This window comes from Sphingomonas sp. GW821-FHT09B04, assembly GCF_059418285.1.
In genome coordinates this window covers 48,010-64,739 of sequence record NZ_JBWKPO010000001.1, presented here as the reverse complement: position 1 = coordinate 64,739, position 16,730 = coordinate 48,010, and the positions used below count along the sequence as shown (strand labels likewise).

At 64.7% G+C, this 16,730-nt stretch carries 11 protein-coding genes; 9 read left to right on the top strand and 2 right to left on the bottom strand.

Features of this window, described 5'->3' with window-relative positions; all coding sequences use genetic code 11:
- Window positions 1-7 precede the first annotated feature (7 nt).
- The 7 genes from AC07NK_RS00210 to AC07NK_RS00180 all read left to right on the top strand — a co-directional run bounded on the left by AC07NK_RS00210 (window position 8) and on the right by AC07NK_RS00180 (window position 9,685).
- Entirely contained in the window at window positions 8-1,054 is a 1,047-nt protein-coding gene (locus tag AC07NK_RS00210) for an N-acetyltransferase DgcN family protein (protein ID WP_495168559.1), read from the top strand.
- A gap of 31 nt (window positions 1,055-1,085) precedes the next feature.
- A complete protein-coding gene (locus AC07NK_RS00205) occupies window positions 1,086-2,180 on the top strand; it encodes an alpha/beta hydrolase (protein WP_495168558.1) in 1,095 nt (364 codons plus the stop codon).
- Between the two features lie 46 nt (window positions 2,181-2,226).
- Entirely contained in the window at window positions 2,227-3,843 is a 1,617-nt protein-coding gene (locus AC07NK_RS00200; RefSeq protein WP_495168557.1) for an N-acyl-D-amino-acid deacylase family protein, read from the top strand.
- Between the two features lie 31 nt (window positions 3,844-3,874).
- Window positions 3,875-5,287 (top strand): serine hydrolase domain-containing protein, encoded by a 1,413-nt coding sequence (locus AC07NK_RS00195; RefSeq protein ID WP_495168556.1) that lies wholly within the window; start codon window positions 3,875-3,877, stop codon window positions 5,285-5,287.
- 22 nt (window positions 5,288-5,309) lie between these two features.
- Window positions 5,310-6,311: a dipeptide epimerase gene (locus AC07NK_RS00190; protein WP_495168555.1), complete on the top strand. Its 1,002-nt coding sequence runs from the start codon at window positions 5,310-5,312 to the stop codon at window positions 6,309-6,311.
- Window positions 6,312-6,345: 34 nt separating this feature from the next.
- Window positions 6,346-7,635 carry a metal-dependent hydrolase family protein gene (locus AC07NK_RS00185; protein ID WP_495168554.1) on the top strand — a complete coding sequence of 430 codons (1,290 nt, stop codon included), beginning with the start codon at window positions 6,346-6,348 and terminating at the stop codon, window positions 7,633-7,635.
- A 67-nt stretch (window positions 7,636-7,702) separates the two neighbouring features.
- Window positions 7,703-9,685, top strand: coding sequence for a serine hydrolase domain-containing protein (locus tag AC07NK_RS00180; protein ID WP_495168553.1), 1,983 nt, complete (start codon window positions 7,703-7,705; stop codon window positions 9,683-9,685).
- 446 nt (window positions 9,686-10,131) lie between these two features.
- Here AC07NK_RS00180 and AC07NK_RS00175 read toward each other — a convergent pair whose 3' ends face one another.
- Both AC07NK_RS00175 and AC07NK_RS00170 read right to left on the bottom strand, forming a co-directional pair.
- The gene (locus AC07NK_RS00175; protein WP_495168552.1) at window positions 10,132-12,831 is read right to left on the bottom strand and encodes a TonB-dependent receptor plug domain-containing protein; all 2,700 of its coding nucleotides are present in this window, start codon (window positions 12,829-12,831) and stop codon (window positions 10,132-10,134) included.
- Between the two features lie 315 nt (window positions 12,832-13,146).
- A complete protein-coding gene (locus AC07NK_RS00170; protein ID WP_495168551.1) occupies window positions 13,147-14,607 on the bottom strand; it encodes a phospholipase D-like domain-containing protein in 1,461 nt (486 codons plus the stop codon).
- A 193-nt stretch (window positions 14,608-14,800) separates the two neighbouring features.
- On the opposite strand from AC07NK_RS00170, the gene AC07NK_RS00165 reads away from it, so the two are divergent.
- Window positions 14,801-15,094, top strand: coding sequence for a putative quinol monooxygenase (locus AC07NK_RS00165; protein ID WP_495168550.1), 294 nt, complete (start codon window positions 14,801-14,803; stop codon window positions 15,092-15,094).
- Window positions 15,095-15,283: 189 nt separating this feature from the next.
- Window positions 15,284-16,726, top strand: a complete 1,443-nt coding sequence (locus AC07NK_RS00160) for an alginate export family protein (protein ID WP_495168549.1) — start codon at window positions 15,284-15,286, stop codon at window positions 16,724-16,726.
- Window positions 16,727-16,730: the final 4 nt, after the last annotated feature.

Genomic DNA, 16,730 nt, shown 5'->3' with positions numbered 1-16,730 from the left:
TGAGTACGTGAACATCCAAACCTCTTTCGATACGGGCGCCGGGTCGTTGGTCCTGCCGCAGCCCTATCTGCTCTTCCTCGGTGACACGACCGAGCGCGGCTATGCCAAAACCGCGTTCGGGCTACGCGACTGGGCGCCTGAAAAATGCGTCGGCGAATATGCGCTGGCGAACGCGACGGTCAGCGCTGGCCTCGAGCAACTGACTCCGGCGCAGGCGCATGCGCGGGGCGCGCGTTCGCTGCTGATCGGTGTTGCGAACAGCGGCGGCGTCATCGCCGCGAGCTGGATACCGGCGCTGGTCGAAGCGCTCGACGCCGGGCTCGATATTGTCAGCGGCATGCACATGCGGCTGGCAAATGTGCCGGGCCTCGCCGAACGGGCACAGCGTCTCGGCCGGCAGCTGATCGATGTGCGTCATCCGCCCGAAGGCTTGCCCGTCGGCTCGGGCCGCAAGCGGACCGGCAAGCGCCTGCTCACCGTCGGAACCGACTGCGCGCTGGGCAAGAAGTACACCGCGCTCGCGATCGCTCGGGCCTTTGCCGCACGAGGGGTCGATGCCGATTTCCGCGCGACCGGTCAGACCGGCATCATGATCGCCGGTGGTGGTATCCCGATGGACGCCGTGGTTTCCGATTTCGAAGCGGGCGCCGCCGAAGCGGTGAGCCCCGACGCCGCACCGGATCATTGGGACGTGATCGAGGGGCAGGGCTCGCTCTTCCACCCGGCCTATGCCGCAGTGTCGCTGGGGTTACTCCATGGCAGTCAGCCGGACGCGATCATCGTCTGCCACGAACCTGGCCGCACCGAGGTGATGGGTCTGCCTGGCTATAAGCTGCCGAGCATCGAGGAGACGATCGAGCTCAACCTGCGCCTTGGCGCGCGGACCAATCCGGCTATCCGCTGTGCAGGCGTATCGTTCAACACTGCGCATATGGATGCGGACGCGGCGGCGGCGCTAATGGAAGCCGAAAGCGAGCGGCTCGGCCTGCCGGTCGCCGACCCCATCCGCGGCGGCGCGGCATTTGACCGGCTTGTGGACGCCTGCCTCGCATGATCGCGGGTTCAGCCATCGAAAGGAACGCATGATGTCCGAAGCCGCGATCAAGAAGCCGGGCGGATGGCGGCGCGTCCTGCGATGGCTGAAGCGCATCCTGCTCGGCCTGCTGGCCCTTGCCATGATCATCGTGATCATCGGCACGATCTATGAGGCGCTGGGGCGCCGAAACGCGCAGGCGAAGTATCCGCCGCCGGGCAAGCTCGTCGATGTCGGCGGGCGCAAGATGCACATCGATTGCCGCGGCACCGGATCGCCGACTGTCATCTTGGAATCCGGTCTGGGGACGGGCGGGACGACCGACTGGACGCTGGTGCATGATCAGATCGCCGGCTTCACGCGCACCTGTGCCTATGACCGCGCCGGCATCATGTGGAGCGACCCCAAGGATACGCCGCAGCACGCTTCGGCCGTCGCCGACGATCTCCATGCGCTGCTGAAGGGCGCGGGGATCAACGACCCGCTGGTGCTCGTCGGTCATTCGATCGGCGGTCCCTATACGCGCACCTATGTCGGCAAATATGGCGATCAGGTCGCAGGGCTGGTGATGGTCGATCCGTCGCATCCCGATCAGGTCGCGCGGCTTGGCAAGGTGTCGGGTATCGATGCCCATCCCAATCGGGCGTCGACGATCGTGCACGGGGCAAAAGCCCTCGCCTGGACCGGAATCGTGCGCTTCCTGATCAAGCGCAGCGACACTCCGCAGCTTCGGACGGAAGCCGAAACCAAGAAGCTCGCCGGCGCGCTCGCGATAGCGGGCGCCTATGGCAGCACCTCGATCCGGGGGTCGGCGTCCGAACTCGACGGGTTCGACGACACCATGGCTGATGCGCGTGCCGTCCACAGCTTCGGCAACCGGCCGCTGATCGTGCTGACCGCGATGGCGCCTATGAAGCCCGAGCAACTGAAGGGGCTGGGGATGAAGCCGGAGCAAGGCGAGCGGTTCAAGCAGGAGTGGAAGACGCTCCATGCCGAACAGACGGCCTTCTCGACCCGCGGACGCCAGCAGCTCGTGCCCGACGCCACCCATTATATCCAGGTCGATCGCCCCGAAGTCGTGATCGCCGCGGTGCGTGAAGTCGTCGATACGGTGCGCGCCGATGCGCAGGCAGCCGCAAGGAAATAACAGCAAAAGTCGTCGGCTCGCGGGCCGCCGACCGGGAGACGGAATGATGAAGCGTAAGATCCTGTTCGGTGCCCTGTCGTTGCTGCTGGTCGCGAACGCGCCCGCGCCCGAATATGACATCGTAATTCGGAACGGCCGCGTCCTCGACGGCGCGGGCAGCCCTTGGGTTCGCGCCGATGTCGCGGTGAAGGACGGTCGCGTGGTCCGTATCGGCAAGGTCTCGGGCAAAGGCGCCAAGGAAATCGACGCGCGCGACCGCTATGTCTCGCCCGGCTTCATCGACATGATGGACCAGTCGGGCGGCGTCTTGCTCAAGAGCGGTGCGGCCGAGAACAAGCTGCGCATGGGCGTGACCACGGTGATCGCGGGCGAGGGCGGGACCCCGGTGCCCGCCGCCGAAATCCCGGCCTATTTCGGTAAGCTCGAGCAGCAGGGTATCTCGATCAACTTCGGAACCTACTACTCCGCCACGCAGGCGCGGATGAAGGTGATGGGTGATGGCGCCGGATCGCCGACCGCTGCGCAGCTCGAAGAGATGGGGCGCGAGGTCAAACTCGCGATGCAGAATGGCGCGTTCGGCATCACCAGCGCGCTGATCTACCCGCCGAGCAGCTTCCAGACGACGTCGGATCTCGTCACGCTGGCCAAGGTCGCCGCGCAATGCGACGGCTTCTACGCCACCCATATGCGTGACGAGAGCGAAGGGCTGGTCAAGGCGGTCGAGGAAGCGATCGAGATCGGCGAGAAGGGCGGGGTGAAGGTCGAGATCTTCCACCTCAAGGGCGCCTATGCCCCCGGCTGGGGCAAGCTGATGCCGCAGGCGCTGGCGACGATCAACGCGGCGCGGGCGCGCGGGGTCGATGTCGCGGCGGACCTCTACCCCTACACCGCCGGCGGCACCGGGCTTGAGATCATCGCGCCGAGCTGGGTCTGGGCCGACGGCGTCGAGAAGGGCATCGAACGGCTTCGCGATCCCAAGCTGCGTGAGCGGATGAAGAAGGAAGTTGCCGCGGGATCGATGCCCGGCTGGTCGAACCTCGTCCATGCTTCGGGCGGGTTCCAGAACGTCCGCCTCGCCAACAGCTTCAGCGACAAATACCGGCCGTACCACGGCAAGAGCCTCGCCGAGATCGGCGCCGCGCTGAAGCGCGACCCGGCTGATGTCGCATGGGACATCCTGCTCGAAGGTCTGCCCAACCGTTCGGTCGCGCTCTATTTCATGATGAACGAGAAGGATATCGAGACCGCGCTCAAACAGCCCTGGGTGAGCATCGGCAGCGATGCTGCGGCGTCGGAGAAATTCGGCGAGATGGACGACCTCGGCCTGCCGCACCCGCGTGCCTATGGCACCTTCCCGCGCATCATCGCTGAATATGTGAAGCGCCGCCCGGTGCTGTCGCTCGAGGATGCTGTGCGCAAGATGACCGGCTGGCCGGCGCAGCGCATGGGGCTCACCGATCGCGGGCTGATCCGCGACGGGATGCGCGCCGACATCGTGGTCTTCGATCTGAACACGCTCGACGATGTCGCGAGCTGGGACAAGCCGACCGCTTCGCCGACCGGGATTGAGACGGTGATCGTCAACGGCGTCGTCACCTTCGCCGACGGTAAGCATAGCGGCGCCAAGGCCGGCAAGGTGCTTCGCCATAGCTGCGGGGTCTAAAGCCATGGCCAGCCATCTATCCCGGCTTTGCTTGGGCGGACTCGCGCTCGCCGCTTCGGCGCCGGCTTTGGCGGCGGGGCCGAAGGTCGCGACCCCCGAAGATCTCGGCATCGCCGTTTCCGCGCAGATCGCCTGCGCCGGCATCTTCGTCGCGGAGCGGCCAGAGGCCGATGTGCTGCGCCAGGATATCCATCCCTTCGCACCGTTCATGAAGGCGGTGACGCTCGCGGTCGACCGCCAGGCGCGGACCGTCACGGCGTCGGCGCCGGGCACCGCGCCGCGGATCGCGCTCTACCGACCGGTCGCCGGGTGCACCTTGCTGACCGGCGATGTGTCGACCACCGCGCTCGATGTGCAGGCGGCGCGGCTCAAGCCGATGCGGGCGAAAGCCGCGAAGCCCTGGCCGATCGGCGATGTCCCGGTGACGAAGCTTCAGTCCGCCGCTGAAGCCAGGCTGGATCGCGCCGCGCTCGATAGAGCGGTGAGGGCCGCCTTCGACGAGCAGAATAAGGACGGCTATCCCGACACGCGCGCGATCGTTGTGGTTCAGGGCGGCGCGATCGTCGCCGAACATTATGCACCGGGATTCGACCGAAATACCGAGATGCTCGGCTGGTCGGCGAGCAAGAGCATCATGGGAACGCTTGTCGGTCTGCTTGTTGATGACGGCGTGCTGAAGCTCGACGAACCCGCACCGGTCCCCGAGTGGAAGGGCGAAGGCGATGCGCGCGCCAAGATCACGCTGCGGCAACTTCTGACGATGTCGAGCGGACTGGCCTTCAGCGAAAGCTATGTGCCCGGCAATGACTCGATCAGGATGCTGTTCGAGGCGGGCGACATGGGCGCGATGGCGGCGGCCAAGCCGTTGAAGGAGGCGCCTGGCACGAGCTGGAGCTATTCGTCGGGGACGACCAACATCCTGTCGCGCATCGTGTTTCAGGCGACGGGGGGGACGCTGGAGGGCATGACCCGCTTCGCGCAGAAGCGATTGTTCGAACCCACCGGCATGACCAGCGCGCTGATCGAACCCGACGAAGCAGGGGTGCAGGTCGGCAGTTCCTATGCCTATGCTACCGCGCGCGACTGGGCGCGCTACGGGCTGCTTCACCTCAACAAGGGCAAGGTCGGGGGCAAGCAATTGCTCTCCAGGGAATGGCTCGATTTCGCGGTGACGCCGACCACGGCCTCGCCGCGGCCCGTTTATGGCGCGCAGCTCTGGCTGAACCGTGCCGAAAGCAACGGCGAGCGCCGCAAGCTCTACCCGGACCTGCCCGAAGATACCGTGATGGCGCGGGGGCATAGTTTTCAGATCGTCGCGGCGATTCCCTCGCAGGACGCGGTGATCGTCCGGCTCGGCTGGACCCCTGAGGGGCAGAGCTTCGACTGGAACAAATATCTGTCGCGGATCGCCGCGGCGCTGGCGCCGGCCAAGACGGCGCCGTGAACCGACCGAAGGATAAATTTCGATGACGAATACCCAGCTTTCACTCAGCCTGGCGATCGAATCGCTTCCGCTCGCCAAGCCCTTCCGCATCTCCGGCCATGTCTTCACCGAGTCGCCGGTCGTGATCGTCACCCTTTCGGACGGCATCCATATCGGACGCGGCGAGGCGGCAGGGGTCTATTATCTCGACGACGATGTTCCGGCGATGACCGCGGCGATCGAGGGCGCGCGCGCGGCGGTCGAGGCCGGGATCACGCGCGACGGGTTGCAGAACTTGCTGCCGGCCGGCGGCGCGCGCAACGCGATCGATTGCGCGTTGTGGGAACTGGGCGCGCGGCGCAGCGATACGCCGGTGCACGAGCTGGCGGACCTGCCCGCACCGCGCCCGCTGCGCACCACCTTCACGCTCGGTGCCGACGATCCCGAAGTGATGGCGGCGGGTGCGCGCGAATTCGCTCAGGCGCGCGCGCTCAAGCTCAAGCTGACCGGCGACCTCGATCTCGATATCGCGCGGGTCGACGCGGTGCGCGCGGCGCGCCCGGATTGCTGGATCGGCGTCGACGCTAATCAGGGCTTTGCGATCGGCGAGTTGGACCGGCTGATCGCCGCGCTGGTCGCGGCGGACGTGAAGCTGCTCGAACAGCCGCTCGCGCGCGGGCGTGAGGCTGATCTCGACGGCTATCGCAGCCCGATCCCGCTGGCCGCCGATGAAAGCGTGCTGACGCTCGCCGATATCGATGGGCTGGTCGGCCGGTTCGACGTCGTCAACATCAAGCTCGACAAGTGCGGCGGCCTGACCGAGGGCCTCGCCATGGCGCGCCGCGCCCGCGAGCTGGGTCTTGGCGTGATGGTCGGCAACATGGTCAGTTCCAGCCTGGCGATGGCGCCCGCCTTCATCGTCGGCCAGCTCTGCGACATCGTCGATCTCGACGGACCGATCTTCCTTGCCGCCGACCGCACGCCCTCGATCGAATATTGCGACGGCGATGCCTGGTGCAGCGAAGCAATCTGGGGACGCGGATGACCGCGCCCGAAACCGACAGGAGAAGGAACAGGGCATGAAGAAGGTCATTGTGGCGGCGCTGACCTGCGCCGCATTCGTCCAGCCTGCCATCGCGCAGGAAGCGCCGGCACGGACCTATGTCCATGCCGGCCGTTTGCTTGCCGATCCGGCGAGTGGCCGGGTCGAGACGGCGAAGACGATCGTCGTCGAGCGCGGCAAGATCGTCGAGATCCGCGACGGCTATGTCGGCGAGGGGAAGGTGGTCGATCTGCGCGACGCGTTCGTCATGCCCGGCCTGATCGACAGCCATGTTCACCTGACCTTTGAATCGAGCCCGACCAGCCGGCTCGACGCGGTGACCAAATCGACCACCGACCAGGCGTTCGACGGCGTCGTCTATGCCGGGCGGACGGTTCGCGCTGGCTTCACCACGGTCGTCGATCTCGGCGCGTCGATGGAAGCGATCAAGGCGCTGCGCGACGCGACCGCCAGCGGCAAGATCGTCGGCCCGCGCATCATCGCCGCGGGCGGGGTCGCCGCGCATGGCGGGCATGGCGATGCCCATGGATATCGTCAGGAGATCATTGACCTGTTCCGTTCGCCGACGCTCTGCTCGGGCGCCGACGATTGCGCGCGCGCGGTGCGGCAGGCAATTCAGTCGGGTGCCGACATCATCAAGACCGCCTCGACCGGCGGGGTGATGTCGAACACCGCGGCGGGTCTCGGCCAGCAGATGAGCGACGCCGAATTGGTTTCGATCGTCGAGACCGCGCATCGGCTCGGCCGCAAGGTTGCCGCGCACGCGCATGGCACCGACGGCGTCAACGCCGCGCTGCGCGCGGGCGTGGACTCGGTCGAGCACGGCACGTTCATGGACCCGGAATCGATCCGGCTGTTCAAGGCGAAAGGAAGCTATCTCGTCCCGACCCTGCTTGCCGGCGACACGGTCGCACGGCAGGCCGATACCGCCGACTGGATGCCCGAGCCGGTCCGCGTCAAGGCGCGCACGGTGGGTCCGCTGATGGTCGATGCGTTGCGTCGCGCGCATCAGGGCGGTGTGAAGATCGCCTTCGGCACCGACTCCGCCGTCTCCAAACATGGCGAGAATGCCCGCGAGTTCGCGCTGATGGTGAAGGCGGGAATGACCCCGCTCGACACGATCCGCGCGGCGACCGTGTGGGGCGCGACGCATATCGGGCTGGAGAATGAGATCGGCTCGATCGCGGCGGGCAAGGCGGCGGACATCGTCGCGGTGCGCGGCGATCCGCTCAAGGACGTCAAGCAACTCGAAGCGGTGCATTTCGTGATGAAGGGCGGCGCCGTCGTCCGTCCGGCTGGGGAGTGATCCGGCCTCGTCGTTGAACACAAGAATGAGCGGCCTCGCATCGCGAGGCGCGCCGGGAGAGTGAGACATGCGATCGATCGTGCAAACAGCCTTGTTGCCGTTCGCCCTGCTGTTGGGCGTCGGCGCATCTGGGCAGGCGCAAACGCCTGTTCCGGCCGCACCGAAGGCGGTTCAGCCGGCTCCGGCCTCCGCCGCTCCGGCAGCGGCACCCCTGGCACCGGGCGCAAGGCCGCTGACCAAAGAAGATATTGACGGCTGGCTCGATGGGCTGATGCCCTATGCGCTCGCTCGCGGGGATCTGGCGGGTGCCGTGGTCGTCGTGGTCAGGGACGGTCAGGTGCTGACCCAGCGCGGCTTCGGCTATGCTGATGTCGCCAAGCGCACGCCGGTTGATCCTGCCAAGACGCTGTTCCGTCCCGGATCGGTGTCGAAGCTCTTCACCTGGACCGCGGTGATGCAGGAGGTCGAGGCGGGCCGGATCGACCTCGACAAGGACGTCAACGCTTATCTCGATTTCGAGATTCGCCCCTATCAGGGCAAGCCGGTGACGATGCGCCAGCTGATGACGCACACCGCCGGGTTCGAGGAACATGGCAAGCGCACCATCTTCGAGGACCTCAAGTTCAACATCTCGCTGGGCGATTATGTGAAAGTCCAGCCCAAGCGCATCTACGCCGCGGGGACGACGCCGTCCTATTCCAACTACGGCACCGCGCTGGCCGGCTATATCGTTGAGCGCACATCGAAGATGTCGTTCGACGACTATATCGAGCAGCGCATCTTCCGCCCGCTCGGCATGGCCCAGTCGACCTTCCGCCAGCCGCTGCCCAAGGGTTTCGAGCCGCACATGGCGGCGGGGTATCGCAAGGGTTCGGACGCGGCCTCGAAGTTCGAGATCGTCGGCCCGGCACCGGCAGGGGCGCTGTCTTCGACCGGCGCCGATATGGCCAAATTCATGATCGCGCACCTCAATCAGGGCGCGGGTTTGATGAAGCCTGAAACCGCGCGGACGATGCACGACTCGCCGCTCACCATCCTGCCTCCGCTCAACCGGATGGAGCTGGGCTTCTTCGAAACCAACATCAATGGTCGTCAGGTGATCGCGCATCTGGGTGATACCCAGCTGTTCCACACCGCGTTGCACCTGTTCATGAACGAGAAGATCGGCCTCTATCTGTCGGTCAACGCGACCGGTGCGGAAGGGGCGGCCGGCCCCGTCCGCAAGGCATTGTTCGAGAAATTCGCCGACCGCTATCTGCCCGGAAACGAGATGCCCGCCACGCGCGTCGATGCGAAGACGTCGGCCGAGCATGCGCGGCAGATGACCGGGAACTGGCTCAACAGCCGCCGTGCGGAAACGAACTTCTATGCGCTTGCCTCGCTCGTCGGCCAGGTCACGATCAGCGTCGGCGCGAACGGCGAGCTGATCGTTCCGGCCGCACGCGACCTCAACGGCGTGCCCGCGAAATGGGTCGAGACCGCGCCGTTCGTCTGGCACAACGCCAATGGCCATGGCCGACTTGCCGCGCAGGTTGTCGACGGCAAGGTCGTACGCTGGAGCATGGACGGCATCTCGCCCTTCATGGTGTTCGATCGCGCGCCTGCTTCGAAATCGGCGGCATGGATCAAGCCCGCGCTTTATGCCGGCATCGCCGTGCTGCTGCTCACCTTCCTGCAATGGCCGGTCTCGGCGCTGATCCGCCGCAACTACAAGGCGCCACTCACGCTCGTGCGTCGTTCGCTGCTCGCCTATCGCGGCGTGCGCGTCGCGTCTGGGCTGGTGCTTGCGATCACCACCGCCTGGCTGGTCAGCCTGTCGACGCTCAAGGCGATCCCGTCCTTCGATCCGTGGCTGTGGTTCCTCCAGATCGCCGGGCTGATCGTCTTCATCGGCGGTGTGGCGATTGCGGTGTGGAACCTCCGCATCGTCCTTCAGGAAAAGCGCGGCTGGTTCCGCACGATCTGGGCGGTTCTGGTGCTGCTGGCGATGCTGCTGGCACTGTATGTCGCCTGGACCTTCGGTCTGATCGCGATGACGGTGAACTACTGACACACGCCATTACCTGAAGCTGCGGTTCGCATTCGAGCCGCGGCTTCCATAGTGCCGCCGCGCCAGACGATGCTCCCTTCGTCAGGCGCGGCGAAGCTGTTTCTGGCGCATGCGTTCGTGGACTCGATCCGGTCCAGGCGGACGCAAAATCGACCTGCTCTCGATTTGCTGTTCAGGTCGATCGCCTGCTCCGTGCAAACGGCCGGAGCGCCATGGGTGTCCGCTTCACACCATTCCCAAACCGGCGAGCAAGGCTCCGGGGCATCGCGCCCACGCATCCGGGGCACACGGCCACTTCCGGAGGGGCGGGGTACGATCGCGCCTTTGCGGGCGCGCGGTGCGCAATGTTGTCGCGAGGGTTGGCGTGGGTCGCCGCCCGAGCGCAAACAAAAAGAGGCGGCGGGTAACCCCGCCGCCTCCAGTGATCTGCGGATGAAGCTCGAGGGTCAGAAGTTGAGCTTCACACCACCAGAAACATAGCGGCCGATCACGTCGTAGTTCGGCGTGATGTACTGGGTGAGCGGCGGATCGCGGTCGAACAGGTTGTTGACGTTGCCGAACAGCGTGAACGAACCGACCTTCGCCTGAAGCCCGATATCGACATAGGTACGGCTGCCGTTGCGGCCGTCGACGATCTTCTGCGCATTGTACGTGCCGCCGCCGACATAGCGGACGCGCAGATTGGCGCCGAAATGCTCGTTGTCGAACGCCACCGTCGTGCTCCCGCGCCATTTCGGGGTCGAGAAGGCGGTCTCGCCGCCAACGATGCCCGACACCTCGACGCCATCGACCTTCAGGTGGAGGACGTGATTGGCCAGCGCACGGAGGGTCAGTTGCCCGTTGCCGAGTGCCGTGCGGTACGACGCCTCGATATCAAGTCCCTGCGTGTTGTAGTTGGCGAGGTTGAGATACGGGTTCGTCATCGTGTCGATTTCGCCGTTCGTCTTGCGGACGATGACGCCGCCGCAGGTCGGGTCGGACGGTGCCTTGGCAAAACACTGGGTGAGCAGCGTCTGCGTCGGGATCACCGTGATGACGTTGTCGATGTTGATGTCGTAATAATCGACCGACAGGCGGAAGCCCGGGATGAAGCTCGGCGAATACGACCCGCCGAGCGTCAGCGTGTGCGAGATCTCCGGCGTCAGGTTCTTGTTGCCGCCGCCATAGACGGTGACGTTGCTCTGTACCGCACCGCCGCGATAGGGGTCCTGGAAGACGCCGATATTTACCGAACGGCTCAGATAATATTCGGTGATGCTGGGCGAACGGATGTCGCGCGAATAGACTGCGCGCAGCAGCAGGTCGTTGACCAGGCGCAGCGTGCCGCCGGTCTTCCACGACCAGATGCCGCCGCTGGTGCTGTAGTCCGAGTAGCGCGCGGCACCATTGATCTCGAGCTTGGCCACGCCCTCGGCATTGATCAGCGGCAGGTTCGCTTCGACAAAGGCTTCCTTGACGTTGAAGCCGCCGTTGGTCGCCGACGAGTTGAGCACGCTCAGCGCATTGGCCAGCGACAGCGGGTCGACATAGTTGGTGACCTGCTTCTCCCAGCGGACGTCGGTGCCTAGCGCGATATCGACCGGTCCGGCCCAGGTCGAGAAGGGCTGGCCCGACAGGCTGGCGCCCGCCGCGTCGAGCTTGATCGTGGCGATCATGTGCGAACCGCCAAACGCCCATTTCGCCGCCGCGTCGGAGATATTGCCGTTGCCGAGGATATTGATCGGCACGCAATTGGGATCGTCATTGGCCGTCGATGCGTCGGCGTTGATCCGGCACGTCGGTTTGCCACCGACCAGCACCGAATCGACGCCATTGGCGAAGCGCGCTTTGATCCGCTGGTTGTTGATCCCCTGATCGAGCCGGGTTTCGCCGTGATCATAATAGGCGTTGTACTTCCAGCCGTTGCCGAAGCTGCCTTCGAGGCCGATCGCGCCCTCCAGATTGCGGCGGTTGTACTTGAGCGTCAGCATTCGACGGTCGGAACCGATATCGTCGAGGAAGCGGCCGAGCAGGAATGGTCCGGTGATGCCGGCTGCGGCCAGACGGGTGCGGTTCGCCGCGGTCAGGAAGGCATTGTCGGGCCGGATCAGCGTGCTCGCATCGGCCGCGGTCTCGGGGAACAGGCCGTAGTTGCCGGTCATGCGGTGGAAACTGAACTGCGCCCAGACCTTCAGCGAATCGGTCACGTCGTAGCTGGCGCGGGCAAAGGCGTTGACGCGCTCATAGGGCGCGCTGACCGCGACATAGTCGAAGGTGTTCTGGCCGCCGCCGCCGAGCGTGGTCGTGCCGCTGGTGATGCTGCCGTACGGGAACGGGTTGATGCTGCCATCGGGGCCGAAGACCAGGCCGTAGGGAGCTGCGCTGGTGCTGAGGATCGAGCCGCCATTATAGACTTGGGTCGAATTGGGATCGCGCGCGAACTTGAGGCCCTCGGTCGGATGCACGAACAGGCCAGCCTCGAGGTTGGGACGCCCCTTGCGGCTGAGGATGCCGTTTTCCTTCATATAGTCGCCCGCGACCATGAAGTGGCCGCGCCCGCCCGCGAAGTCTGTGCCCCAGGCGATGTCGGCGCCGTAGCGCCCGCCGTCGCCGCGCGTCGATACGCCTGCCTGGGCGCCGAGCTTCCAGCCGGTGAAGTCATCGTCCAGGATGATGTTGACCACGCCCGCGACCGCGCCTGAGCCCCATGCCGCCGATGCGCCGCCGGTGACGACGTCGATGCGCTTGACCAGGCTCTGCGGTACTGTGTTGAGGTCCTGCGAACCCGAGAAGCGGTGGCCGTTGAGCAGGGTGAGCGTGCGCATCCCGCCAAGCCCGCGCATATCGGCGGTCGAGACGCCGCTGTTGGTGTTGCCGGCGGTGGTCGTCGGAGTCGAGCTTGCCCGGAACTGGGGTACGTCGTTCAGTACCTGCGCCACGCTCGGCCGGTTGCCGAGTGCCAGTTCGGCTTCGCCGATCACCGTGGTCGGGGTCGGTGCGTCGAAACCCGAGCGCTGGATGCGCGAACCTGTAACGACGATCTCGTCTTCGGCTCTCGCGCTCTCGACGCCAGCCTCCGGGTCGGTCTGCGCAAAGGCCGGGGCCTGGCTGGCGATGACAGTGAGCGCGGTGCCGGCGAGTAGCCAGCGGAGTTGAACAACCTTCATAGAATCCTCTTCACCTTCCCTGATGGCGAACGCTGCTTGTCAGGCCATTTTTCTTGTGAATGGTCCTGAATGAGACCGCAGCCGGCCGATTTCTATACGGGCAGACAAATCGGAGAAATTCAAGCAAAAAGAGATAAAATTTCAAATCAGAGAATTTTGAGCGATGAAGCCAGCTGCCGTGAGAGCTGCGCTGGACCTTGCGGTCGATCGCTCTCAGGGCAGAGTTCGTGATACGGCACGCTTCCGGCAGGGCGGCCAGTCCGAACTGTGACCTGCGAAGTCAATCGCACGCGTCACAGGATATCGCGGTTGGCGCTAACGCAGTCTGCTCAAAAGGCCGGGCCGGCTGAGCGCCTCGAACATATCGTCGGGCTGCTCGGGATCGAGGACCTCGTTATCGGCCAGCCACGCCTCGACGTCCGATAAATCGGGGATCTCATACGGTACGAGGGTCCGGCGCCGGTTACGCGCGTTCTTGCGGCCGGTGAACCGCAGGTGTTCGATCGTCTCGATCAGCGATCCGGTCGTTGCGATGCGCCGCGAAACGGTCGCGGGCGGGGCGCCGAGATGTTCCGCGAGCAGGTCGTCGCGGATCGCCGCAATCTGCGCCGCATTGCCCCGATTTTGTTGACTCGTACAGTCGATCACCACGTCGCATTCCGTGTCGAGCCGCATCGACCGGTTGTTCATGTTGGACGAGCCAACGCGCAGAATCTGGTCGTCGACGATCAGGATCTTGGCGTGGACATAGATCGGGACCCGATCACGGGTAACCGGATGATAGAGCCGCAAGCGATCATGCCGGTCGCGACGGCGCAGCGTGGCCACCAGACGTGCGCGCGCCGTATCCATGGCAAGCGGCTCGAGCCAACCTTGCGCGCGCTCCGGATTGACGATGACGATCTCGGGTCCGTCGGCTTCGTCGAGGCGGCGCGCCAAAGCCTCGGCGATACGTCGTGACGCGAAATACTGGCTCTCGACGTAGATGAAGCGTCGGGCGCGTGCGATCTGCTCGAGATAGAGTTGTTCGATCTCCAGCACAGCCCGCTGATCCGGCATCCTGGGAGCGGTGCGGGCGATCGTGACATCGACATCGGTAAACTGGACAGGGAGTGCGGGGGGCCAGCAATCGTGCCGGGTCCGCAGCGCAGGGAGCGGCCTTCCCCCGGCGCGTTTCCAGCGATCGCGAGCAAGTTTGCCGAGGGTCGCTGCCGCCGGACCTTGCAAGGCGGTCGTGGCGTCGTGCCAGGGGCCATAGGGTGTCCCATTGGGTTGGACACGCTCCGGCTGGTCGTCACGATGGGCGCGCGTGTCCCAGCGGTCACTCGTCATGTCGATACCGCCGCAAAACGCAAAACAATCGTCGATTACGATGATCTTCTGGTGGTGCGAGGCGCCGGTCGGGTGATGGCTGTCGAGTTTCACCGTGATGCGCGGGTGCATCATCCATTTGGCGACGGTGAATGCGGTCTTTCCGCGAAACAGGGATTTAAGTGCGCCGAGGTCCCAGCGTAGCAGGAACACTTCCAGTTCAGGCCGGTGCTGAACCAGCCAGTAGACGAGATCGCCGATGGACGAAGGCGTGCGGGTGCCCTGTGCCGCTTGATCGGGGATCAGCTTGATCCGGGCGTCGAAATCCCATCCGATAAGGATGATCCGTTTGCGGGCCTTGAGCATCGCGGCATGCGCGAAGCGGAAATAATCTTCGGCATCGACGATGACGCTCATCTGCGTCGCGCGCGCGATCTGCCCAATCGGCCTGGTTTTCGACGCCATGCCGCATCATCGAGCGACGCAGGCCGAAAGACAAGCGGCGGGGCAACTGCCAACACCCGTTCAGAACTCGCACAGCAATCGCTTCGTCTGATATCGCGTTCGGCCCGGTTCGCGCCGGCCGGGCCGCAGATGCCGTCAATTCTGGTATCCCCGGTCTTCGATCCATCCGTTTGCCCAAGTGGAGAGCCATCCTATGCTCAAGGTCATCGCCGAGGATTTCATCAGGCCGGAGGCGGTTGAGATCGTCCTGCCGCTCTACCGCGAACTGGTCGAGCAGACCCGGCGGGAAGAGCTCTGCATCGCCTATGATTTGTTCGTCGATCAGAAGGATCCCGGGCATTTCGTCTTCATCGAGGCATGGCCGGATCGGGCGGCTCTGGATGCACATTGCCGCAGTGAGCATTTCACGCGGCTCGTCCCCCTCATCAATGCCCATCAACGGCAGGAAGCAACATTCATCTTGATGGATGCGTTTCCGGGTTCGTGAATGCGGCTACCCGATTTGATAAAATAATGGTCAGCATCATTTCGTTTGCACGGCGATAACCAAAATATTCTGAAGACGAATTTCCTCATGCTCAGAGTTGTTGCAAGTAGATTTAGACTTTTCAGGAAGCCGATGTGGCTATCATCGATTTCCGGATTTTGATATGCCGGGCGGGAAGGGGTGTCTGCGATGCGCCGATCCGCTTGTGTATTGGTTTTCGCGCTGCTGATGGCGGCCGGCGCTCCCGAACCACTGTTCGCGCAATCGAACGATGTCATGGTGCTCGCACGGACCGAGAACACGGAAGTGCGCGCGCGCGTGGAGGCCGGGGCCAATCTGGTCGTCGAGGACAATCTGTTCTGGGAGTTCGCGCAAACCGTTGCAGGGAACTCTGAATTCAATTCGGATGCGCGCTGGTTCGAATTCTATGTGAAGCCCGGAATCACCGTCCGTCATCAGGCGGGCGACAAGACCGCTCTCTATGGCGGCGCGTCGATCACCACCTCGGTTACGGTCGGCACCGATGCCTTCGGCGCCGGCAACAACGGCCAGACCACGGTCGAGGAACTCTATCTCGGCCTGCAATCGGGCGAAGCGAAGGCCGGGCAGGTCGACCTTTCCTTTGGTGCGCGCGAGTGGAAGGCGGGAACGGGGATGCTGCTCGCCAATGGCGGGTCGAGCGGGTTTTCGCGCGGCGCACTCAAGCTCGGGCCGCGGCGGGCGTGGCGCGTGGCGGGGCTTGCGCGTGGAAGCAAGGGCGGCTTCACGGCGACCGCCTTCTATCTCGATCCCAACGAAGCGCCCGATAACGATACCGACACGAGCATGGCGGGGTTCGACCTGCGCTACGATGGCAGGGCCGGTAATTTCGCGGGGGTGACGCTGGGCAAGGTGGTGCGTTCGCGCGCGCCCTACCCCAAGGCCCCCCTTGGCGGGATCGGCGTGCCGACGATCATCGAAGGCGCGCGTGACGGACTGCAGTTTCTGGCCGCCTATGCCCGCGTCGCGCCGGATTCGGGGCCGTTCGCCAATGCCTGGCTTGCCCTCGACCTGGCGCTGGAGCGCAACGATCGGATCGATCTGCGGGCATGGGGCGGACGGGTGCAGGCCGGATATACCTTCGCCAGCCACCGCTGGCGGCCGAGCATCTCTTACATCTACCAGACCTTTTCAGGCGATGATCCCACCACCACGCGGCTCGAGCGTTTCGATCCACTCTATTTTGAGGGCAATCCCAGCGCCTGGTCGACCGGCTCCAAATCGTCGATGGTGTTCATCAACTCCAACGTGAACGCGCATCAGCTTGTCTTCAGCATCGCGCCGGGCAAGCAGGACACGATCACCGCACGAATCGCGCGGATCAGCGCCAACAAGCTGGGCAGTCCGATTCAGTTCGGGCAGGCGACGCGTCTTGAGTTCGTGGACGGCATCGCCAACCCGATCACGGGCGTCACGCGCTCGCACCTCTCGGACGATTTCTATCTCGAATACAGCCGGGTGGTGACGCCTAATATCTACCTGACCGCGGGCATCTCCGTCTCGACCCCCGGCGCCGGGATCAACTCGATCGTGCGCTCGGTCGACGCGCCGAACTGGGCTGGAGGATATATCAATCTGATCGCCAACTACTGACAGG